This window comes from Fusobacterium sp. IOR10 (assembly GCF_010367435.1).
Taxonomy (GTDB): Bacteria; Fusobacteriota; Fusobacteriia; order Fusobacteriales; family Fusobacteriaceae; genus Fusobacterium_B.
Map to the genome: position 1 here is coordinate 35838 of NZ_WJWY01000003.1, position 21083 is coordinate 56920.

Sequence of the window (21083 nt, forward strand, 5' to 3'; positions counted from 1 at the left end):
ATCTTTTAGGAGGGCTAAAATGGAAAAAAAAGTTTTAAAAAGACTTATTGAAGTTGCTTCAGGAAGAGAGAAGGCAGATTTAGTTATTAAAAATTCCAAAGTAGTGGATGTTTATTCTTCTAAAATTATAAATGGAGATATTGCCATTTGTGATGGAATTATAGCTGGAATAGGATCCTACGATGGGAAGAAAGTAATAGATGCAAAGGGAAAATATGCTGCACCAGGTTTTATAGATAGTCATATACATATTGAATCAGCATATGTTTCTCCAGAGGAAATAGGTAAACTATTATTGCCTCATGGGGGAACAACTATAATTGCAGATCCCCATGAAATTGTTAATGTTTGTGGAATTAAAGGTTTAAACTATATGATGGAAGCTGGAAAAAATACAGTTTTAGATATAAAATATATGATACCATCTTGTGTTCCTGCAACTCCCTTTGAAGATTCAGGGGCTATTATAGATGCAGAAAAAATAAAGGAACCTATACTAAGGGAAAATGTTTTAGGATTAGGAGAATTTATGAATTTTCCAGGGATAATTAATGGAGAAGATTATGATTTAGAAAAAATAATGGTTGCTAAAAATTCAAATAAAATAATTGATGGTCATTGTCCAGGAATATATGGGAAGGATTTAAATGCCTATGTCTCTGTTGGAATTAGAAATGATCATGAATGTTCCACTGTTGAAGAAATGGACGATAGAATTTCTAGAGGAGTTTATGTATTATTAAGAGAAGGATCAGCCTGTCATAATTTAAGAGATTTAGCAAAGGGTGTAACTAAAAATAATAGTAGACGTTGTCTTTTATGTTCAGACGATAGACAGCCAAAAACTATACTAGAGTTAGGACATCTAGATAATCATTTGAGAATTTGTGTTGAAGAGGGAATTGATCCAATAGGAGCAATACAAATGGCAACAATAAATGCAGCAGAATGTTTTAATTTAAAGGATAGGGGAGCAATTGCTCCTGGGCTTCGTGGAGATATAGTTCTTTTAGATGACTTAACAAATTTTAAAGTTCAGCAGGTCTTTGTAAAGGGGGAAAAAGTAGCAGAAGCTGGAGAATATCTTCTTGAAACTAAAAAATATGATATAAGTTCAGTTAAGGGAAGTATGCATGTGGCTGATTTTTCTTTAGAGAGGTTGCAATTGAAACTAAAGTCAAATAAAGTTAATTTAATTGATATTTTACCAGGTGGAGTTGTAACAAAGAAAAGTGTTGGGGAAATTAATATAGACAGCAGTGGTGACTTTATATATGATAAAGAAAAGGATATTGCTAAAGTAGCTGTAATAGAAAGACATAATAACACAGGGAAAATGGCAGTGGCTTTACTTAGAGGATATGGAATAAAAGAAGGAGCAGTTGCTTTGTCCATAGCCCACGATTCTCATAACATAATAGTTGTTGGAGTCAATAATGAAGATATGACCTTTGCAGTTGAAAAATTGATAGAGCAAGAAGGTGGAATTATTCTTGTTAAAGATAAAAAAATTATAGAATCAATGCCTATGCCAATAGCAGGTATTATGAGTGATAAAGATGGAAAATGGGTTGATAAAAAATTAAGAGCCATCCATGAAAAGGCTTATAATGAACTAAGGGTGCATAAAAATGTGGAGCCTGTTATGACACTATGCTTTATGTCTTTACCTGTAATTCCTGAAATAAAAATTACAGATAGAGGTTTATTTGATGTAACACAATTTAAATTTATAGATTTAGAAATTTAATATTATATATAGTTAAATAAGGAGAGAAAATGAAATCTAATTCACATATTCCTTTTTTCAAAAAGGGAGATATAGGTGGTCTTACGTATATAGTTACAAATAATGTTATAAATTATTTAATTGTTATAGCAACACTTTCAGGAGTTTTAGAATGGCCTGATGAAATTGTTTATGGAAAGGTAATCCCTGGAATGTCAATAGGTTTGGGGTTAAGTTGTTTGTACTATGTATATATGGCAATGAAACTTGCAAAAAAAGAAGGAAGAAATGACATTACAGCCCTTCCTTCAGGAGTATCAACTCCAGCCATGTTTGTTATATTATATGGGGTAATAATGCCCCTTAACTATAGTTTAAATGATCCTCAACTTACTTGGTCAGCAGCAGTTGCAGCTTGCTTTATAGGTGGGATGGTTGAATTTTGTGGAGGATTTATAGGTCCTTGGATGAAAAAAAATATTCCCCGTGCAGCTTTACTTGGAACAGTTGCAGGAATAGGATTTATTTGGATGGCAACTCAAGGATTATTTGATATATTTAGTGATCCTATAATTGGACTACCAATATTTATAATAGCTATGATAGGACTGTTCGGAGGATATTTATTTCCTAAAAGAATTCCACCTTTAGTAGTTGCAGTATTAGGTGGGGTAGTTTATGCTTATTGTTTAGGAAGAACAGAAATAGATTTTACAGGAATAGGTTTTTATTTTCCAAACCCAATTAATACAATACAAAACCTTATAAATGGTTTTGCTGTTGTAGCTCCATATTTAACAATAATTATTCCAATAGAAATTTATAATTTTGTAGAAACAATGGATAATGTTGAAGCTGCAAATGCAGCAGGGGATAATTACAGTGTAAGGGAAGCACAATTTGCAGATGGTGTTTGTACAATGATTTCAGCTATATTTGGAGGAGTAGTTCCAAATACAGTGTGGTTAGGGCATGCAGGATTAAAAAAGGCAGATGCAGGAATAGGATATTCAGTTGTTTCAGGAATAATATTAGCTAGTTCAGGAATATTTGGATTGTTTACATTTTTAAGTAAAATGGTTCCCCCAGCAATTTGTGGGATAACATATTTATGGTGTGCAGTTATAATGGTAGCTCAAGCATTTAGAGTTTGTAAAAGAAAACAATTTGCAGCAGTTGTAGTTTCAATGATTCCACCAGTTGCAGATTTCTTATTTACTCAAGTATCAGGTGCAATGGGAGTTTCTAATATTTGGACAGAGGTAACAGCTTCTGGAGTAAATGGTTATACACCTGAAGTTTCTAAGATGCTTATAGATTCTGGTGTTATGTGGCATGGAATACCTGAAGTTAAGGCAGGTGCAATTATAATAGGAATAATAGTAGGAACTTTAACTTCTTGTATAATAGACAGAAATTTAAATAAAGCTTCTATAACAATGTTTTTTGCAGCAGGATTATCAATTTTTGGATTTATTCATAGTTCAGCATTGGGATTCTATCCAAATTCACAATTTTTTAAAGCCTATGTAATATCTGCAGTATTATTATATGTTTTACATTTAGGAAGTAAAACTTCATGGTTACAAGAACAAGAAGATTTTGATTATGTATAAAAAAATAGTCTGGACTTTTAAAGTCCAGACTATTTTATTTCATTTTATTTAATCCTTTTTCAGTTAGGCGAGATCCTCCCCTTCCCTTTAAAGGAATAATATATCCTTCTTCTTTTAATTCATTAAAGAGTGTTCTAATTTTAGCATCAGTTATGAATATATTAATTTTTTTCAATTCATTCATTAGAATTTTTCTTCCACACCCCTTTCCTAAAAGATGGAAATTATACATAATATTTAAGATTTGATTTTTTAAAGATTTAGTGTTTTCAATTATATTTTTATTTAAATTAATATGAGAACATTCTAAAATATATGCAGGAAGAGATTGAGGTTCAATTATTTTTTCATCTAAGCAGAAAAAATACTCCATACAATTTTTCAATTCCCTTATATTTCCTGGCCAATCATAATTTATTAAAATATCCTTAGTTTTATTTGTAAAAGCAAAATTGATATTAGCTTCCTTTTTTAAAGAATCTATAATTAATCTAATGTCTTGTTTTCTCTCTCTAAGGGGAGGAATAGTTAAAGGCAGAGTATTTAACCTATAATATAAATCCTTTCTGAATTTTTTTTCTTGAACAAGAATTGATAAATTTTCATTGGTTACAGCAATTATTCTAACATCTATTTTTATAATGCTATCTCCTCCAACTTTTATAATTTCTTTTTCTTGAATAACACGTAATAATTTAAATTGTAAATTTTCACTCATTCCTTCGATTTCGTCTAGAAAAAGAGTCCCATTATTTGCTATTTCAAAAAGACCAATTTTCCCTCCCTTTTTAGCCCCAGTAAAAGCTCCTTCTTCATATCCAAAAAGTTCACTCTCTAATAAGGTATCAGTAATAGCTCCACAGTTTATAGCTACAAAGGGTTGGTTTCTTCTATTGGAATGATTATGAATTGAATGAGCAAATAATTCTTTTCCAGTACCACTTTCCCCTGTAATAAGTATAGTTGCATTTGTATTGGCCATTTTCATTGCCATATTTTTTGTTTTTATAATGGATTTTGAAGTGGTGATAATATCGTCAAAGGTATATTTTGCTTTATGCCCTTTTTTTATAATTTCGTTTCTTAATTTATTTTGTAAAGTTTGTTTTTCTTTTTCTTTACTTATAATAAAAAAATTAGAGAAATGTTTTTTATATCTATTTATAGGTGTTATGGACACATTAAATTTTTCGCTATTTTTATTTGTAAAGGGAATATTGTAGGATAGCAAATTATTGCAATTAATATTCTGTGGAATATCTATTATGTTATTAATATTATTATGAAGAAGAGAATAGTTAGATTTCTCTAAAAATTCAGCAGCTTTATTATTAAAATTTAAAATTTTATAATTTTTATCAGTTACAATAATTCCTATATGAATAGCTTGCAAAAGAAGATTAAATTCTTCCTTTAGAACAGCTGTTTTAGCAATTAAGCTTTCAATTCCAGTGTTGTTATCAGAGATATTTTCAAAATAATTTATAAATCTGTTGGTTTCTAAAAGATATTCACAGTCAGATGCAGAAGCTATTTCAAGAATAGTATTTATGTCTAAAATTCTGTTTTCAATATCAAGAACATTGGTTATATTTTTAGGAACAATTTCCTTCTCTCCAGGGGTAATAGCAAGTGAAACAAAAGAGTAATCATCTTTACACTTTGGATAAAAAGGAAAAAATTCAATATTATTTATTCCTCTAGAATATAATAAAGTAATAGTTTCATTTGCCATTTTAGAAGTTGAATTTACAAGTAAAGCTTTAGTTCTATCTGGATATTTTTTTAACATGTTTATAGTTTTATTTGTTAGGGTAACTCCTCCGATAATTAGTGGTTTATCCTCATCAATATATTTTAAAACAGTTTTGTATGAATCAAAGGTTACAGTTGTGACTAAAAATATATCTTCATCCTTTTTAGAAAAAGCTGATTTATCTTCAAAAGAATAGGAGTTAACATTGATAGAATCTCCAAAAAGATAATTGATTTGTTCTTTATAAAACAACGAAACTTTCTTTCCAGCAGCAATAATAGCTAAATTAATAGAAATAAATCTTCACCTCCTTAGGTTTATATATAAGTTATATCAGTAATAAATTAAAATATCAAGAGCTAAATAAAAAAAATAGGTTTAAATAGGTTAAATAATTAGTTAAACCTATTTAAAATGGGTTTAACCTTTTAAAGGGCTCTATAAAAACAAACAAATTTTCTTTAAAATCTTACTAGAAAAGCAGTTGAAAATTGGCATGAAAAATGCTATAGTATAGCATTAAAGAATAAAAAGTAATATTTTATTTATAAAAATACAAAAGGAGATGACTTTAATGAAATATTGTTTTAATGAAAAAATAGACAGAAGTAATAATCATTCAGCCAAATGGGAGGAAATGGGAAATAAGTTTATATCTAATGATTTATGGCCAATGTGGATTGCAGATATGGATTTAAAAACACCACCAGAAATTATAGAAGCAATGAGAGAAAAAGTAGAACAAGGAATATTTGGGTATGTTTATAGACCAGATTCTTACTATAAAGCAGCAACAGATTGGTTAGAAAAAAGGTTTCAATATAAAATAGATGCAAATACTTTAATCAATAGTCCAGGAGTTGTTCCTACTTTATCTATTCTAGTAAGATTAATGACAAAAGCTGATGAAAAAGTTTTAATTCAATCTCCAGTTTACTATCCCTTTGCCAGTGTAGTAAAGGATAATGGAAGAGAATTAGTAAAAAATGATTTACTTAGAGATGAAAAAGGATATTATACTATAGATTTTAAAGATCTAGAAGAAAAATTAGCAGATGAAAAGGTTACATTATTTATATTATGTTCTCCACATAATCCAGTTGGAAGAGTTTGGAAGAAAGAGGAGTTAGAGGAAATTTCAAGACTTTGTTTGAAATATAATGTAAGACTTATTGCAGATGAAATATGGAGAGATATAATCATGCCAGGAAATAAACATATTCCAATAGCATCATTAAACAAAGAAACAGAATTAAATACAATAACTTGTTTTTCACCAACAAAAACATTTAATATAGCTGGACTTCAAGCTTCTTTTGTAACTTTCCCTGTAAAAGAGGAATGGGAACAATTTGATAGAGAACTTGGGATTTTAGATGTTAAAAGAAATAGTCCATTTAGCTTAGTTGCCTTTGAAACAGGATACACAAAGGGTGAAGAATGGTTAGAAGAGTTAATAGAACATTTAAGTGGAAATATGGATTATGTTATAGACTTTATAGAAAAAAAATTGCCAGAATTAAAAGTTCAAAAACCAGAGGGAACTTATTTAATGTGGATAGACTTTGCTGGTCTAGGAATGACAAAGGAAGAATTGTCTAACTTTATGCAAGTGGAAGCTAAAATTGCATTAGATGATGGATGTTGGTTTGGAGACAATGGTTGTGGATATGAAAGAATGAATGTTGCTTGCCCTAGATATATGGTTGAAGAGGGAATGAATAGAATAGAAAAAGCAGTAAAAAAATGGAGAAAAACAAAATAAAAGTTGCAAGCAATTAATAAATAGTGGAAACTTGATAAAATTAAAATAAGGGGGAATATTATGACGGGGAAAAACCAAAAGAAATATGGAGCATCTTCATTTTTACCATTACTAGTATTTTTGGCGCTTTACATAGGAAGTGGATTATTTTTTACAATTATGGGAGTAGATGGAGCATTTAAAAAATTTCCAAGACATGTTGCATTACTTGCAGGGGTAATTGTGGGAATGGTAATGAATCCTTCTAAAACTATGGATGAAAAAATGGATATTTTTGCTAAAAGTGCAGGAAATCCAGGGGTTATGACAATAGGATTAATTTACTTACTTGCAGGAGGATTTCAAGGAGCTGCAAGAGCCATGGGAGGAGTTCAATCAGTTGTTAATTTAGGACTTACTTTCATACCTGGTTTTGCATTAGTTCCAGGAATATTTATAATGTCAGCTATAATTTCAACAGCTATAGGTACTTCAATGGGAACAGTTGCAGCAATGGCTCCAATTGCTATAGGAGTTGCAGCTACAGCAAAACTTAATTTGCCAGTTACTTGTGCAGCAGTTATTTGTGGAGCTTATTTTGGAGATAATTTATCTATGATTTCTGATACAACAATTTCTGCAGCTAAAGGTGTAGGTTCTGAAATGAAAGATAAATTTAAAATGAACTTTTTCATAGCTTTACCAGCAGCAATTATTGCAGCTATTCTTTATGGAGTATTTAGTAGTGGTGCAGATTTAACAGGAGATTATCCATTTCATATAATAAGAATTATTCCTTATTTTGTAGTTTTAATAGCAGCTCTTTCAGGTTTCAATGTTGCAGGAGTGCTGTTTATAGGGATAGGAATGGCAGGGCTAATTGGGATCATGCAAGGGACTATAGATTTCCTAGGATGGGTCTCAGCCATAGGTGGTGGAATGTCAGACATGTTTAGTATTACAATAGTAGCTATTCTTGTTTCTGGTATTCTTGGAATTGTAAGAGAAAACGGTGGTGTAGATTGGATGGTTACTTCAATAACTTCTAGAATAAAGGATCGTAAAGGTGCTGAGTATGGAATAGGACTTTTATCTGGAATATTATCAGCTGCTTTAGTTAACAATACAATTGCTATAATTATTTCAGCTCCAATTGCTAAAGAAATAGGTAAAAATTATGGTATAGCTCCAAAAAGATTAGCAAGTTTAATAGATATATTTGCTTGTGCTTTCTTATCAGTATTACCATATGATGGTGGAATGTTAATTGTTACAGGACTTGCAAAAACAGTATCTCCATTGTCAGTTATGAAATATATGTTTTATATGTTTGCGTTAATAATAGTTACTAGTATAACTATACAATTTGGATTACTAAGAACTGAGGAAGAAAAACAGTTTTTAATAGATAATAATAAAAAATAAAATATAAATAAAAAACAATAAGGGACCACTTATTCATAAGTGGTCCCTTATTAAAATTATTATATAATGGTTTATTATTTTGTTAATTTTTTTAAATATTTAAAGAAATCATTTTTTTGTTCCACAGAATTAATACAAGTATTAAAAAACATTTCCATGATTTCTTGATTGGTTCCAGCTAATGCAGCTTTAACTGCAAGGGATTGATTTAAGATATCACCACAATATTCACCTTCTAAAAGCATTTTTTTCATTCCCTTTACTTGCCCTTCAATTTTATTAAGACGTGTAATTATATTTTTTCTAGATTCAATAATTTCCTGATCATCTAATTTAGAAACAGTAGTTACAAGATTTTGATTTCTTTGCCAATTTTTTAAACCACCTTCTAAATCATAAATATATTTAAATCCCAATTCAATCATAAGTTCAGCTGCAAAATGGCTTAATCTACCTACAGCACAATAAATAAGATAAGGTTTTTCTTTATCTAAAGTTAATATTTTTTTCTTGAAAAGTCTAGGTTTAAGAAAATCAATTAGAATTGATTCTTCTAATTTTCCTTCATATAAATGTTCTGCCTCTGTTCGAACATCTATAATTACTAAATCTTTAGTTTCCTCAATAATATTTTTTGCTTTTTCAGGAGACAGCTTAATAAAATAGTTTTGTTTATCCATAAATACCCCACTTTAAATTAATATACAACCAAATTATATAATATATTTTATAAATATGCAACTTCTTTGAATTTAAAATAAGGAGCTAAATAGGCTCCTTATTTTAGATACTGTTATTATATAAAAATTAGTTTATAATCCTAGATACTTTGTTTACAATGATTCCTCCAACAACAAGAAAAATAAAGAATATCCAACCAGATAAAGAGAAGTTAGCAATGGGAGTATACAGCGCTCCAACATTACATCCATTTGCTAATCTAGTTCCAAATCCCATAGAAATACCACCTAATGCAAAAAGGAAAACATCTTTTTTGGATATCTTCAATTCAGATTTGGAAATTTTAGTAAAGGTACCTGCAAGTAAAAGGCAGATAAAAGTTCCTAAAACAATACCAAAGTTTTGAACATTTATTGGATGACTAAAAAATGACATTGTGAAAACTGATGCTGGTTTTGTGGAAAAACTAGTGATAGTTTCTATTGGAACTCCTAATTTAAGAAGCAATGTTCCAAACCAAAATCCATAGGGAGTAGAAGCTCCCCATCCTGCTTTAGTTACACCCATAAGTAAAGTAAACACACCTGTTATAATAATTGCTCCAGTTTCCATAGTCCAAGGTTTAACAAAAATTTTATTATATGTTCTTTCACTAATTAGCTTAAAAGGTTCATATTCTAATTCTTCTTTACTATATTGAATAGTTTCAGATTCAATATGATAAAAACTATTTTTTAATTTTCTACTGTCCTCATATTTATAAGAAATCCAAATTGTAATTCCAGCAAAAATTATTGTTACTATACTAGCTCCAATATAGCCATTTAAACCATCATTTTTAAATAAATCAGGTAGATAAACTCCACCAGAAAGTTTTGATCCAACCTCAGTGGTAAACCAAGAATCAGTTACCCAAGAGGCTTTAGATTGTATAGGGAACCCTAAAAATACTCCCATACAAAAGAAAAGTAAAGTAATAATTGCTCTAGGAAGACTAGTTACTAAATCTGTTAAAACTCCAGAGGCGCAACAAACAGAAAACGTCATTCCAAATCCAAACAGAATTCCTCCAAGTATTAACCCTAAATTTATAGGATTAACCCATAAGTTATAAGTTGAAGCATCTACATTATATAAGAAAGCAATGGAAATTAATGCTGTGATTGTAAACATTCCTGCTAAGACTCTCATTAACTTAGTAGATCCACTGTTGTAGGCTCTATTAACACTTCCTGCAAATCCCATAAAGGATCTAGTAAGAGCATAACCAAGAGTTATACCTACTAATAATCTAAAAAATAACATTCCAGAAATAAGGAATTTATGTCCAAAAAAAATAACAATAAAGCTTAAAATGATTCCAATAATATTTTCATTTTTTTTCATTTTATTTTCTCCTAATATTAATCAAAATTATAGTCAGTGACTATTTTTGGTCTATTTAAAGTAAGGTCATTAAAATATTCATAGAAAGAAAGTCCCATGAATCCCCCTGCAATTGAATAAGAATTTTTAAATCCTAAGTTTTCCATAATTAAAACAGCATTATAGCTTCTTTGTCCACTTCTGCAATGTAAGTAAACTGGAACATCTTTAGGTATTTCATTGATTCTTTCTCTAAATTCACTTAAAGGAATATTTTTTGCATTAATAATATGACTTAATTCAAATTCATCCCTTTCTCTTACATCTATAATGTAGGCATTTTTCTCTACAAGGTTTCTAACCTTAGAAAAACTTATTTGTTTATAGTCACCATTAAGAAGATTACTTGCAATATATCCACCAAAATTTACAACATCCTTTGCAGTTCCAAAGGGAGGAGCGTAACACAATTCTAAATCTTTTAAGTCATCTATAGTGGCATTTAGTTTGATTCCAGTTGCAATAACATCTATTCTTTTGTCAACATTTCCTTTCCCTACAGCTTGGGCTCCTAGTATTCTTCCAGAAGGAACCTCATAAATAAGCTTAAAATGTAGAGGATTAGAGCTAGGCATTAATCCTACTCCGTCTCCAGGTATGGCCCAAACAACATTATAGTGAATATTCATTTTTTTCATTTTAATAAATTCTTCTGTAAGACCTGTTGAAGCGCCATTATAGTCAAATACTTTTATAACAGAAGAACCAATAAATCCTTTGTTATTTATTTTCATTCCATTAATGTGATCTGCAACACTTCTAGCTTGTTTTTGAGCTGGGCCAGCAAGAGGAAGCTTAAAATAGTCATTAAACAGTGCTCCATAAACTTCAATAGCATCTCCAACAGCATAAATATTTTCATCATTAGTCATATAGTTTGAATCTGTTTTAATTCCACCTAGAGGACCTAGTTCAAGTCCAGAGTTTTTAGCTAACTTAGTTTCAGGAAGAACTCCAATAGCCATAATAACAGTATCAACATTTATGCTTTTTCCAGATTCTAATATTACAGTTTTATCTTCAAATGAACAAACTTTATCATTTATAATAAGATTAATTCCCTTATCAACTAATTCTTTATGAAGTATTTGAACCATGTCATAATCAAAGGGTTTCATTATTTGTTTAGCTGCTTCTATAAGTGTCACATTGTAACCAGCTTCTTTTAAATTTTCACAAGTTTCAACTCCTATAAATCCTCCACCAATAACAGAAATATTTACAGAATTAGAAGATTTTATAAATTTATTTAAATTATCTATGTCAGTAACATTTCTTATTGAGAAATGATTTATTTTTTCAATTCCAGGAATATTTGGAACAATTGGTTTAGCACCAGGAGATAGGATAAGTTTATCATAACTTTCATTGTATTCTTCTCCAGTTAGAGTATTTTTAACTCTAATATTTTTAGAGTCTCTATCTATTGAAATAACTTCATTATTTATTCTAGCTTCTATGTTATATTGTTTAATAAATTTCTCAGGTGACATAAGAACTAAATCTTCAGCTTCCTTAACAGTTCCTCCTAAATGATAAGGTAAACAACAATTTGAGAAAGAAACATGAGGTCCTTTTTCAAACATTATTATTTGATCTTCTTCACTATGTCTTCTAAGTCTAGCAGCAGCAGAAGCTCCACCAGCAACTCCTCCAACTATAAGAATTTTTTTCATAACTATCCTCCAAATTTTTATTTTTTGTTCTACCAGTACCCAGTATAGCAAAAATAAAAAACTTCGTCAATTGTTTTCATATAAATACTTTTAATTAAAATAAAAAAGAGAAAGTTTAAACTTTCTCTTTAGGATATTTATTAATTTATTTATTGATTTAATTTGAATCCATTTGGAGTTTTAATAATAATTTGTTTTTTAAATAATCCTCCAATAGCTCTTTTAAAAGCTTTTTTACTAATACCAAAATAATCATAGATTTCTTCAGGGGAAGATTTATCATTAAAATAAAATGCATCCTTTAGAAGTTTCATTTTTTCTACAATTAATTCCTCATCCTTATCCATTTGCTCATAAGCACGTAATCTAGGAGAAAGATCTAATTTACCATCTTCTCTAACTCTTATAACACGAGCACTAACTTCATCTCCTATTTTATAAGATTTAAAAAATTCGTTGTTTGGCATAAGTCCAAAATACCTATTGTCAACAGCAACAAAAACTCCGATTTCTTCATCAATACTATAAACAGTTCCTTTAACTAAATCATTTTTTTCATAATCGCTACATGGTAAAAGGAAATTATAAATTTTCATAGTAGAAGAAATTCTACCTTTTTTATCTTCATAAACTCCAACTAAATATTTTTTACCAATTTCTAGAGGACATACCTCTTGACCTCTTGGTAGTAATAAATCTTTTTTTAATCCCCAATCTAAAAATGCTCCTATTTTTGGGTTGATATCAGTAACTTCTAAGCTTTTTATAGTACCAACAGTTGCATAAGATGTTCTTAGTGTAGAGATAAGTCTATCTTCTGAATCGCTGTAAATAAAAACATCCAATTCATCTCCAACATTTGGTTTTTCATCTAGTAATTCAAATTCATTTTTTGGAAGAAGAATGTTATCATTTTCGTCCCCTGTTTCAGCATCCAAGTATAATCCAATAGATGTATAATTGTTTACTTTTAATTTTTGTCGTTTACCTATTTTTATCATAAAATGACTCCTTATATAATTAATTATCTGTATAATGTCTTAGCGTCTAGTAATGTATTATACAATGTATACAAATAAATTACAAATAATATTTTATATGGTATAATAGAAAATAAAAAATGATTAATTGGAGAAGACTATGAAAAAAATAATCTGTATAATATTATTATCCATTAGTTTTATAAGTTGTGGAAAGATAAAAAGAAGAGGAAACTTTAAAATATCTAGACATTTTACTTTTTCAGAAGCTACTATTAGTAGAAAAGGAAGCCGTCTTCATTTTAATAATTATCCAAATAAAAAAAATTATAGAAATATAGTATATACTGCAAGAAGAATGGAAGATATTAGAAGAATAGTAGGAAAAGAACTTAAAATAAATAGCTGGTATAGAAGTGGAAATATTAATAGACTAGTTGGAGGTTCAAAACATTCAGCTCATAAGGATGGATTAGCTGTTGATTTTACAGTTAATGGAAAATGGGAGTTAAATAATGCTTTGAGAAAAATAAGAAAATCTGGATATAGTTTTGATCAAATATATTATCACTCAAAGAGCAATTATATTCATATTTCCTTTAGATTAAATAGAAGAAGAGAAAGAAAACAATTTTATTATAGAAGAAAATAAAAAAAGGACTAATTAGATAATTAGTCCTTTTAAATTAATTTAGAATTCAAATTCACGAATAGCTTTAGCAGTTATAACTTTAATATTTTTATAGCTTTCGGGAGAAACTTTCATTCCACAACCAGAGCAATTAGACCCACAACTACTGGACATACAAGCTGGCTTCCCATCACTATTTGTTCTTTTTAAATAGTCTTCATAAGTTTCAATATATCCTAAATCAAGTAGAGTTAATAAAGCAGCATCTAATTCTTCTTTAGTTATACCAAGATTTTTTAATATTGCATCATCACTATAAGCTTTTCCTGAAACTAAAAACTTTAATATTTTAATATCAATTTCATTCATAATATCACCCTTTCTAAACAGATTTTATCTTTAGATAAACTAATTATATCATATTCTAATAAAGAATATAAAAAAAATTTTTAATACTTAAAAATTATGATATAATTATTCTATAAAAAAAGAAAGGAAATAGAAATGATGCTAAGTTTAGAAAAAGATTTTTATTTAGAAAGCTTGAGACAATCTTATAGAAAGAAAATCTGGAGAAAATTTATTAAAGGAATTAAGGACTTTAATTTAATAGAAGATGGAGATAAAATAGCAGTTGGAGTATCAGGAGGAAAAGATAGTTTAATTCTTTGCAAATTATTTCAAGAATTAAAAAGGGATAAAAGCAAAAATTTTGAAGTGGTATTTATTTCAATGGATCCAGGTTTTTCAAAGGAAGATTTACTTGATTTCAAGGAAAACCTAATAAAATTAAAAATTCCTTGTGAAATTTTTGGTTCAAATGTTTGGGATGTTGCCTTTAGAGAAGAGCCAGATAATCCTTGTTTTCTTTGTGCTAAGATGAGAAGGGGAGTATTATATAATAAAGTGGAAGAACTAGGATGCAATAAACTTGCCTTGGGACATCATTTTGATGATATTGTGGAAACAGGTCTTATAAATATGTTTTATGCAGGAACAATAAAAACAATGATTCCTAAAGTAAATTCTACCAGTGGGAAACTGACGGTAATTAGACCTATGGCTTATGTTAAAGAGAAAGATATTATTTCATATATGAATAAAAATGAAATATCTCCTATGGGTTGTGGATGTTCTGTTCAGTCTGGAGAAAAAGATTCAAAAAGATTAGAAATAAAACAACTTTTAAGTGAGCTAGAAAAAAATAATTCAAATATAAAACAAAGTATATTTAATTCTTTGAGAAATGTAAATTTAGATTATATTATGGGATATACAAAGGGAAATAAAAATGGATAGTATAGATATTAAAAAGAAAAGAGAAGTGTTAAAATTTATTGAAGATAAGGGCTATGGCAAGCTTCTTTGGAGTAAGATAGGAAAAGCCATGCATAGATTTAATATGATTGAGGAAAAAGATAGGATTTTAGTAGGTGTATCTGGTGGAAAAGACAGCCTTGTTTTATTAAATTCCCTAGTGAGAATAAAAATAATTTCCAATATGAATTTTGAAATTATACCTATTCATATTCATATGGAAGAGGATATATCTGATTTAAATGATGTAATTGAATATTGTGAATTTTTAGGTTTGAAATTAGAGATAATAAAGACAAAATTAAATGCTTTAGTAGAAGGTGATTCTAAAGAGAAAAATCCTTGTTTTTTATGTGGAAGGTTAAGAAGAGGAATATTGTACTCTTTCATGAAAGAAAAAAATATAAAAAAACTAGCATTAGGACATCATAAAGATGATATAATAGAAACTTTTTTAATGAATATATTTTATCAAGGAAACAGAAATGTAATGAAGCCATCTTATATTTCAAAGATTCATAATGTAACAGTAATTAGGCCAATGTCATTTGTTGAAGAAAAAGACTTGATTGATTATTCAAAGAGATTAAAATTACCAATTTTAAAAAATAAATGTCCCTATGAAGATAGTAAGAATTCCAAAAGACTTAAAATAAAAAATATGATAAAAAATTTATCGTTAGAAAATGAAGACGTTAGAAGTGTTATTTTAAATAGTATAAAAGATTTATTTTAGAATATAGAGAGTTTGGAGAGTGAAGAAATGGTGAGATCATGTAGTATAGGGGTTCTTGATTCAGGTCTAGGAGGAGTTAGTGTTTTAAAAAGTTTAGTTAAGCTAATGCCTAATGAAGATATAATATATGTTGGAGATACAAAAAATATTCCTTATGGAGGAAGAACAAAGGAAGAAATAAGAAAATTTGCATTGAGAATTGTTGAATTCTTAATTTTAAATAAATGTAAAATGATAGTTGTAGCTTGTAATACTGCTTCTATAGCAGCATTAGATTATTTGAAAGGGCATTGTAACATTCCAATTGTTGGAATTATAGATGCAGGGGTTGAAATAGTTTTAGATGGAGGCTACAAGGAAGTTTCAGTTTTATGTACACCTTTTACAGCTAAAAGTGGAGATCATAAAAGGAAAATAAATAACAAAAATAAAAAAATAAAGGTAAATGTTATTGGGTGTGAATTGCTGTGTCCAATGATAGAAAAGGGATGGGAAACAATTGAAAATAGAGATGATATTTTAGATGAATATATGTCCCATGTTTCTAAAACCTCAGAAGCTCTTTTGTTAGCATGTACCCACTATCCCTTTATAAAGGAAGAAATAAGAAAAAAATTTAGCGGAGAAATTATTGTACCAAGTGATGAATGTGTAAGGGAAGTTTATAGAACACTTAGAGAAAATAGTTTGTTAAATGAAAACAAGAAAAAAGGAAATGTAGAATTTTATGTTACAGGGGATGTAAATAGCTTTAAGGATAAGGCAGAAAAATTCTTAAAACAAAAAAATTTAGAAGTTTATAAAGTGAACTTAACAGATATAAAAAAATAAAATAAAAATGAGATAAGTGAATGTATAAGTCACTTATCTCATTTTTATAAATAGATATAAATAGTTTTCAATTATTTCCCAATATTTTAAGACCATTTTTTATACAAGAAATTTTAACAGGAAAATTAGGTCCCTTTTCCCCATCAATATCTGTAGAGTAATATTTATTTGAAACATCAATAGAAAGTTCAGATGTTTTAAAATGTAAAATTCCTTTAGGATAAGAAAAATTTTTTTTAAGTAAAAATTGAGGAAGAATTTTTATGATTTTCATTAAGTTTTCATTTGAAATAACAATGACATTTAATAGTCCATCATTAATACAAGAGTCATGGGCTATTTCAAAGGAACCAGCACTTTTTCCGTTAAAAACAAAAAATAAAATTGATTCTCCTTCATATGAAAAATCTTCAGATTTTAGAGATAAATTTAGTAATTTAAATTTAGGTAGTTCCTTTAATCCTGTAAAATAATAGGCTAGTTTTCCAAATATATTTTTATATTCAGAGGATGTTTTTTGTGATACATCTGTAAAAAGCCCACAACTAAAGATATTTACAAAGTATTGATTATTAGCAAGTCCTAAATCAATACTTGAAACTTTACTATTTAATATTTTGTCAACAGAATGGATAATATTTTTAGGCATATTTAAAACATTGGCAAAATCATTGGCAGTTCCAGCTGGTAAAACAGCAATTGGAAGATTAATATTATTATTTTTCATAGTATTTACTATTTTATTGATAGTTCCATCACCACCAGAAATTAGAATATGGTCATAACTATCGTCTACATCTAGAAAAGCGTTTTTAAGATTGAAATTATAACTTATTCTAAAAGGAATAATTAAAAATTCTTTTTTTTGATAAGCATTTATAATATAATCTAAATATTTTAGTATTGTTCTTTCTCCAGAAAAAGGATTATAAAAAAATTTAACTTTTTTCATGACTTCACCTCTTAAAATTACATAATCTTATAAACTAATTATATCATACAAATAAAAAAAGGAGAATATCTTTCGATATTCTCCTAAGGAATTCTTTCTAGAATTCTTCTCTGATCCAAGGCATTAATCCTCTTAATTCTTTTCCTACTTTTTCTATTTCATGATTTGAAGCTGCAGCTCTTTTTTCTTTTAAGAATGGTTGCCCTGCTTTTGAATCAGCAAGGAATTCATTTGCAAATTTACCAGATTGAATATCAGCTAATACATCTTCCATTGCTTTTTTAGTTTCAGGCGTAATGATTCTAGGTCCAGTTGCGAAATCTCCGTATTCAGCTGTATTAGATATAGACTGTCTCATTTTAGTGAATCCACCTTCATAAATTAAATCTACAATTAATTTCATTTCATGTAAACATTCGAAATAAGCGTTAACTGGATCATAACCTGCTTCAGTTAATACTTCAAAACCAGTTTTAATAAGTTCTGTAACTCCACCACAAAGAACAGCTTGTTCTCCAAATAAGTCAGTTTCAGTTTCTTGTTTAAATGTAGTTTCTAAAATACCAGATCTTCCTCCACCAATTCCAGCAGCCCAAGCTAAAGCAATTTCCATAGTATCTTTACTAGGATCTTGATTTACAGCTACTAAACAAGGAACTCCAGATCCTTCTGTAAATGTTCTTCTTACTAAATGTCCAGGTCCTTTAGGTGCAACCATAAATACATTTGTACTTTTAGATGGAACAATTTTATCAAAATGAATATTGAATCCATGTCCAAATCCAATATAAGCTCCTTCTTTTAAATTTGGTTCTACAGAAGTTTTGTATGTATCAGCTTGAGTTTCATCTGGTGTTAAAATCATTACGATATCTGCATTTTTTACTGCTTCTCCTGTTTCTTTAACAACAAATCCAGCCTCTTCAGCAACTTCCCAAGATTTTGAAGTTTTTCTAAGTCCAATAGTAACATTCATTCCAGATTCTTTTAAATTTAAAGAATGAGCATGTCCTTGTGATCCATAACCTAAAACTGTAATGTTTTTACCTACTAATTTTTCTAAATTACAATCTGCATTATAATATACCTTTGTTCCTAAGATGTTTCCTGCCATAATTGTTTCCTCCTAATTTTTATATATTTATATTATTTAACGATGACCCAAGGTCTTCCTTGTTCCCAAACTAATTTTACATCCACTTCATATAAAGTAGATAGATTTTTTTCTGTAAGTACTTCTTCTTTTTTTCCAGTTGCAATCATAGTTCCATCTTTTCCTAAAATTGCCACATGGGTAATTTCAGGAATAAGTTCATCTAACTGATGTGTAACATATATAAATGGTGCTGTTGTTTTTTGTGTGGTATTTCTTAAAAGATTTAAGAAATGTTCTCTAGATTTTAAATCCAAACCAGTACAAGGTTCATCTAAAATAAGAAGTTTTGGATTATTCATAAATGCCCTAGCTAAAAGAACCTTCATTTTTTCCCCTTGTGAAAAGTTTTTATAATTTTTATTAATTAAATAGGAGATTCCAAATTCCTCTATTAATTTATTAGCTAACTTAATATCTTTATCATTAATTTTTTCATATATTCCAATGGAACTAAATTTCCCAGAAATTATAATATTTTCAACACTTTGAATGTTTAAAATGTTTGAAAAGTTAGATAAACTAGAACTTACAAAACCTAATTTTTCTCTAACATTAGCCCAAACACAATTTCCAAATAAATTCCCAAATACAGTAAGTTCTCCGCTACTAGGAAAAGAATAGGCAGGAATCATATTAAGTAATGTTGATTTTCCAGTTCCATTAAGTCCAATTAGTGCCCAGTGTTCCCCAGAATTTATATTCCAATTGATTTTATCTAATATCTTTCTTCTATTTCTTGTAAAAGAAATATTTTTAAAATTCAAAATTTCTTTTTTATTTAATGTATGTTCCATGCTATTAAGTCCCCCATTTGAGAAGTTGAAATTTTCTTAGTTCCTTCACTGTATATATCAGGAGTTCTATAACCCTGATCTAAAACTTTTTTCACTGAAGCTTCAATAGCTTCACTTTCTTTAACTAAATTAAAGGAATATTTTAACATCATAGCAACAGATAATATAGTTGCTATTGGATTAGCAATTTCTTTTCCTGCAATATCAGGAGCAGATCCGTGAACAGGTTCGTATATTCCTAATTTAGAATCACCTAAACTAGCAGATGGAAGCATCCCAATTGAACCAGTTAGCATAGAAGCTTCATCAGATAAAATATCTCCAAATAAATTTCCAGTTAAAATAACATCAAATTGTTTTGGATTAACAACTAATTGCATAGCAGCATTATCCACATACATATGATCAACCTTAACTTCAGGATAATCCTCTCCAACTTTAATAACAACATCTCTCCAAAGTTTAGAACTATCTAAAACATTTCTTTTATCAACATTTATTATTCTATTTTTTCTTAATTTAGCAATTTCATAAGCTTTTTTAGCTATTCTCTCAACTTCAAAATTAGAATAAAGTAAAGTATCATAGGCTTTTTCTTCATCTCTATTTCTAGGGCCAAAATATAGTCCTCCAGTTAGTTCTCTAACTACCATAATGTCTAATCCACCTTTAATAATAGACTCTTTTAAAGGGGAAGAATCCTTAAGAGATTCAAACAACATTGCAGGTCTTAAATTACAATAAAGATTAAGAGCTTTTCTTATTTGTAATAATCCTTTTTCAGGTCTAAGATTAGGATCAATATCATCCCATTTAGGACCTCCAATAGATCCCAAAAGTATAGAATCACTTTCTTTACATAATTTTATAGTTTCTTCACTAAGAGGAACTCCATATTTGTCAATTGATTCTCCACCTAAGTAACCTCTTTTATAGATGAAATTATGATTGTATATTTTTCCAATTTTATCAAAAATTTTAATTCCTTCATTTACAATTTCAGGGCCTATTCCATCTCCCTTTAAAATGGTGATTTTATAATCCATATATCCTCCTAATAATTTTTATTTTCATATTCTTTTATTAAATTGATAGATTCTAATGTAACGTCAATAGCATCGAGACCTTTTAATAGTTTAGTTTTCCAAGATTCTTCCAATTGAAAACTAAAGTTAAATTCATTGGTTATGACCTTATTATTTTCTAAATCAATTGTAATTTTTTCATCTCCAGGGATAAGGGCAAGTTTTTCCCTTTGATCCCTAGGAAGAATAATAGGAAGATGTCCGTTATTTAGCCAGTTCATATAAAATATTCCAGAATAACTTCCTGCAATAATTACATGTATTCCATAATCTTGTAATGCCCAAGCAGCATGTTCTCTTGAAGATCCACATCCAAAGTTTTCACCAGTAATTAAAATAGTTCCAGTTTTATATTGAGGTTTATTTAAATTAAAGTTTTCATTTTCACTTCTATCTTGATTATATCTCCATTCATCAAAAACATAGTCTCCAAAACCAGTCTTTTCAGTACTTTTAAGATACTGTTTAGGAATAAGTTGATCAGTATCAATATTGTTATGCATAATTGGAATGATAGTTCCACTATATTTAGTAAAAGCTTTCATAATA

At 28.6% G+C, this 21083-nt stretch carries 19 protein-coding genes; 8 read left to right on the forward strand and 11 right to left on the reverse strand.

Annotated features, from left to right (window positions below):
- Positions 1–19: 19 nt before the first annotated feature.
- Together ade and GIL12_RS01130 are read left to right on the forward strand one after the other, a co-directional pair.
- Positions 20–1750, forward strand: a complete 1731-nt coding sequence (ade, locus tag GIL12_RS01125) for an adenine deaminase (RefSeq protein ID WP_163468269.1) — start codon at positions 20–22, stop codon at positions 1748–1750.
- 29 nt (positions 1751–1779) lie between these two features.
- Positions 1780–3345, forward strand: a complete 1566-nt coding sequence (locus tag GIL12_RS01130; protein ID WP_163468271.1) for a xanthine/uracil/vitamin C permease — start codon at positions 1780–1782, stop codon at positions 3343–3345.
- 34 nt (positions 3346–3379) lie between these two features.
- Here the strand turns inward: GIL12_RS01130 and GIL12_RS01135 are convergent, their stop codons facing one another.
- On the reverse strand, positions 3380–5353 hold the full coding sequence (locus tag GIL12_RS01135) for a sigma-54-dependent Fis family transcriptional regulator (protein WP_163468273.1): 1974 nt from the start codon (positions 5351–5353) through the stop codon (positions 3380–3382).
- A 322-nt stretch (positions 5354–5675) separates the two neighbouring features.
- Here GIL12_RS01135 and GIL12_RS01140 point away from each other — a divergent pair, with 322 nt between their 5' ends.
- Positions 5676–6866, forward strand: a complete 1191-nt coding sequence (locus GIL12_RS01140) for a MalY/PatB family protein (protein WP_163468275.1) — start codon at positions 5676–5678, stop codon at positions 6864–6866.
- Positions 6867–6926: 60 nt separating this feature from the next.
- On the forward strand, positions 6927–8270 hold the full coding sequence (locus tag GIL12_RS01145) for a Na+/H+ antiporter NhaC family protein (RefSeq protein WP_163468277.1): 1344 nt from the start codon (positions 6927–6929) through the stop codon (positions 8268–8270).
- Between the two features lie 74 nt (positions 8271–8344).
- Here the strand turns inward: GIL12_RS01145 and GIL12_RS01150 are convergent, their stop codons facing one another.
- The 4 genes from GIL12_RS01150 to GIL12_RS01165 all read right to left on the reverse strand — a co-directional run bounded on the left by GIL12_RS01150 (position 8345) and on the right by GIL12_RS01165 (position 13053).
- Positions 8345–8950, reverse strand: a complete 606-nt coding sequence (locus GIL12_RS01150; RefSeq protein WP_163468279.1) for a metal-sensing transcriptional repressor — start codon at positions 8948–8950, stop codon at positions 8345–8347.
- Between the two features lie 127 nt (positions 8951–9077).
- Positions 9078–10337: a YeeE/YedE family protein gene (locus tag GIL12_RS01155; RefSeq protein WP_163468281.1), complete on the reverse strand. Its 1260-nt coding sequence runs from the start codon at positions 10335–10337 to the stop codon at positions 9078–9080.
- A 17-nt stretch (positions 10338–10354) separates the two neighbouring features.
- Complete coding sequence (locus GIL12_RS01160) at positions 10355–12052, reverse strand: FAD-dependent oxidoreductase (RefSeq protein ID WP_163468283.1); 1698 nt, start codon at positions 12050–12052, stop codon at positions 10355–10357.
- Between the two features lie 149 nt (positions 12053–12201).
- Positions 12202–13053 (reverse strand): S1 RNA-binding domain-containing protein, encoded by an 852-nt coding sequence (locus GIL12_RS01165; RefSeq protein ID WP_163468285.1) that lies wholly within the window; start codon positions 13051–13053, stop codon positions 12202–12204.
- A gap of 139 nt (positions 13054–13192) precedes the next feature.
- On the opposite strand from GIL12_RS01165, the gene GIL12_RS01170 reads away from it, so the two are divergent.
- A complete protein-coding gene (locus tag GIL12_RS01170; protein ID WP_163468286.1) occupies positions 13193–13684 on the forward strand; it encodes a D-Ala-D-Ala carboxypeptidase family metallohydrolase in 492 nt (163 codons plus the stop codon).
- Positions 13685–13723: 39 nt separating this feature from the next.
- Here GIL12_RS01170 and GIL12_RS01175 read toward each other — a convergent pair whose 3' ends face one another.
- The gene (locus GIL12_RS01175; RefSeq protein WP_163468288.1) at positions 13724–14032 is read right to left on the reverse strand and encodes a hypothetical protein; all 309 of its coding nucleotides are present in this window, start codon (positions 14030–14032) and stop codon (positions 13724–13726) included.
- A gap of 135 nt (positions 14033–14167) precedes the next feature.
- On the opposite strand from GIL12_RS01175, the gene GIL12_RS01180 reads away from it, so the two are divergent.
- From GIL12_RS01180 to murI, 3 genes are read left to right on the forward strand one after another with little or no spacing between them, the layout of a single operon-like run.
- Positions 14168–14962, forward strand: a complete 795-nt coding sequence (locus tag GIL12_RS01180; RefSeq protein WP_163468290.1) for an ATP-binding protein — start codon at positions 14168–14170, stop codon at positions 14960–14962.
- Complete coding sequence (locus tag GIL12_RS01185; RefSeq protein WP_163468292.1) at positions 14955–15716, forward strand: tRNA 2-thiocytidine biosynthesis TtcA family protein; 762 nt, start codon at positions 14955–14957, stop codon at positions 15714–15716. The genes GIL12_RS01180 and GIL12_RS01185 overlap by 8 nt, the downstream gene beginning before the upstream one ends.
- Before the next feature lie 27 nt (positions 15717–15743).
- Positions 15744–16547, forward strand: a complete 804-nt coding sequence (gene murI / locus GIL12_RS01190) for a glutamate racemase (protein WP_163468294.1) — start codon at positions 15744–15746, stop codon at positions 16545–16547.
- A 67-nt stretch (positions 16548–16614) separates the two neighbouring features.
- On the opposite strand, the gene GIL12_RS01195 is transcribed toward murI, so the two are convergent.
- The 5 genes from GIL12_RS01195 to leuD form a co-directional block, all read right to left on the reverse strand.
- Entirely contained in the window at positions 16615–17499 is an 885-nt protein-coding gene (locus tag GIL12_RS01195; protein ID WP_163468296.1) for a YegS/Rv2252/BmrU family lipid kinase, read from the reverse strand.
- A 97-nt stretch (positions 17500–17596) separates the two neighbouring features.
- Entirely contained in the window at positions 17597–18613 is a 1017-nt protein-coding gene (ilvC, locus tag GIL12_RS01200; protein ID WP_163468298.1) for a ketol-acid reductoisomerase, read from the reverse strand.
- Between the two features lie 32 nt (positions 18614–18645).
- Positions 18646–19449 (reverse strand): ABC transporter ATP-binding protein, encoded by an 804-nt coding sequence (locus GIL12_RS01205; protein ID WP_163468300.1) that lies wholly within the window; start codon positions 19447–19449, stop codon positions 18646–18648.
- A complete protein-coding gene (leuB, locus tag GIL12_RS01210; RefSeq protein WP_163468302.1) occupies positions 19434–20495 on the reverse strand; it encodes a 3-isopropylmalate dehydrogenase in 1062 nt (353 codons plus the stop codon). Before leuB ends, GIL12_RS01205 begins: the two co-directional genes overlap by 16 nt.
- A gap of 8 nt (positions 20496–20503) precedes the next feature.
- A complete protein-coding gene (gene leuD, locus GIL12_RS01215; RefSeq protein ID WP_163468304.1) occupies positions 20504–21079 on the reverse strand; it encodes a 3-isopropylmalate dehydratase small subunit in 576 nt (191 codons plus the stop codon).
- Positions 21080–21083: the final 4 nt, after the last annotated feature.

What these genes read in the sequence shown, in the direction of transcription:
- GIL12_RS01140 (WP_163468275.1), top strand. Translation starts at nt 5,676, where the DNA reads ATGAAATATTGTTTTAATGAAAAAATAGACAGAAGTAATAATCATTCA.
- GIL12_RS01185 (WP_163468292.1), top strand. Translation starts at nt 14,955, where the DNA reads ATGGATAGTATAGATATTAAAAAGAAAAGAGAAGTGTTAAAATTTATT.
- GIL12_RS01160 (WP_163468283.1), bottom strand. Translation starts at nt 12,052, where the DNA reads ATGAAAAAAATTCTTATAGTTGGAGGAGTTGCTGGTGGAGCTTCTGCT.
- ade (WP_163468269.1), top strand. Translation starts at nt 20, where the DNA reads ATGGAAAAAAAAGTTTTAAAAAGACTTATTGAAGTTGCTTCAGGAAGA.
- ilvC (WP_163468298.1), bottom strand. Translation starts at nt 18,613, where the DNA reads ATGGCAGGAAACATCTTAGGAACAAAGGTATATTATAATGCAGATTGT.
- GIL12_RS01165 (WP_163468285.1), bottom strand. Translation starts at nt 13,053, where the DNA reads ATGATAAAAATAGGTAAACGACAAAAATTAAAAGTAAACAATTATACA.
- GIL12_RS01170 (WP_163468286.1), top strand. Translation starts at nt 13,193, where the DNA reads ATGAAAAAAATAATCTGTATAATATTATTATCCATTAGTTTTATAAGT.
- GIL12_RS01195 (WP_163468296.1), bottom strand. Translation starts at nt 17,499, where the DNA reads ATGAAAAAAGTTAAATTTTTTTATAATCCTTTTTCTGGAGAAAGAACA.
- leuB (WP_163468302.1), bottom strand. Translation starts at nt 20,495, where the DNA reads ATGGATTATAAAATCACCATTTTAAAGGGAGATGGAATAGGCCCTGAA.
- GIL12_RS01150 (WP_163468279.1), bottom strand. Translation starts at nt 8,950, where the DNA reads ATGGATAAACAAAACTATTTTATTAAGCTGTCTCCTGAAAAAGCAAAA.
- GIL12_RS01180 (WP_163468290.1), top strand. Translation starts at nt 14,168, where the DNA reads ATGATGCTAAGTTTAGAAAAAGATTTTTATTTAGAAAGCTTGAGACAA.
- GIL12_RS01130 (WP_163468271.1), top strand. Translation starts at nt 1,780, where the DNA reads ATGAAATCTAATTCACATATTCCTTTTTTCAAAAAGGGAGATATAGGT.
- murI (WP_163468294.1), top strand. Translation starts at nt 15,744, where the DNA reads ATGGTGAGATCATGTAGTATAGGGGTTCTTGATTCAGGTCTAGGAGGA.
- GIL12_RS01145 (WP_163468277.1), top strand. Translation starts at nt 6,927, where the DNA reads ATGACGGGGAAAAACCAAAAGAAATATGGAGCATCTTCATTTTTACCA.
- GIL12_RS01205 (WP_163468300.1), bottom strand. Translation starts at nt 19,449, where the DNA reads ATGGAACATACATTAAATAAAAAAGAAATTTTGAATTTTAAAAATATT.
- leuD (WP_163468304.1), bottom strand. Translation starts at nt 21,079, where the DNA reads ATGAAAGCTTTTACTAAATATAGTGGAACTATCATTCCAATTATGCAT.
- GIL12_RS01175 (WP_163468288.1), bottom strand. Translation starts at nt 14,032, where the DNA reads ATGAATGAAATTGATATTAAAATATTAAAGTTTTTAGTTTCAGGAAAA.
- GIL12_RS01155 (WP_163468281.1), bottom strand. Translation starts at nt 10,337, where the DNA reads ATGAAAAAAAATGAAAATATTATTGGAATCATTTTAAGCTTTATTGTT.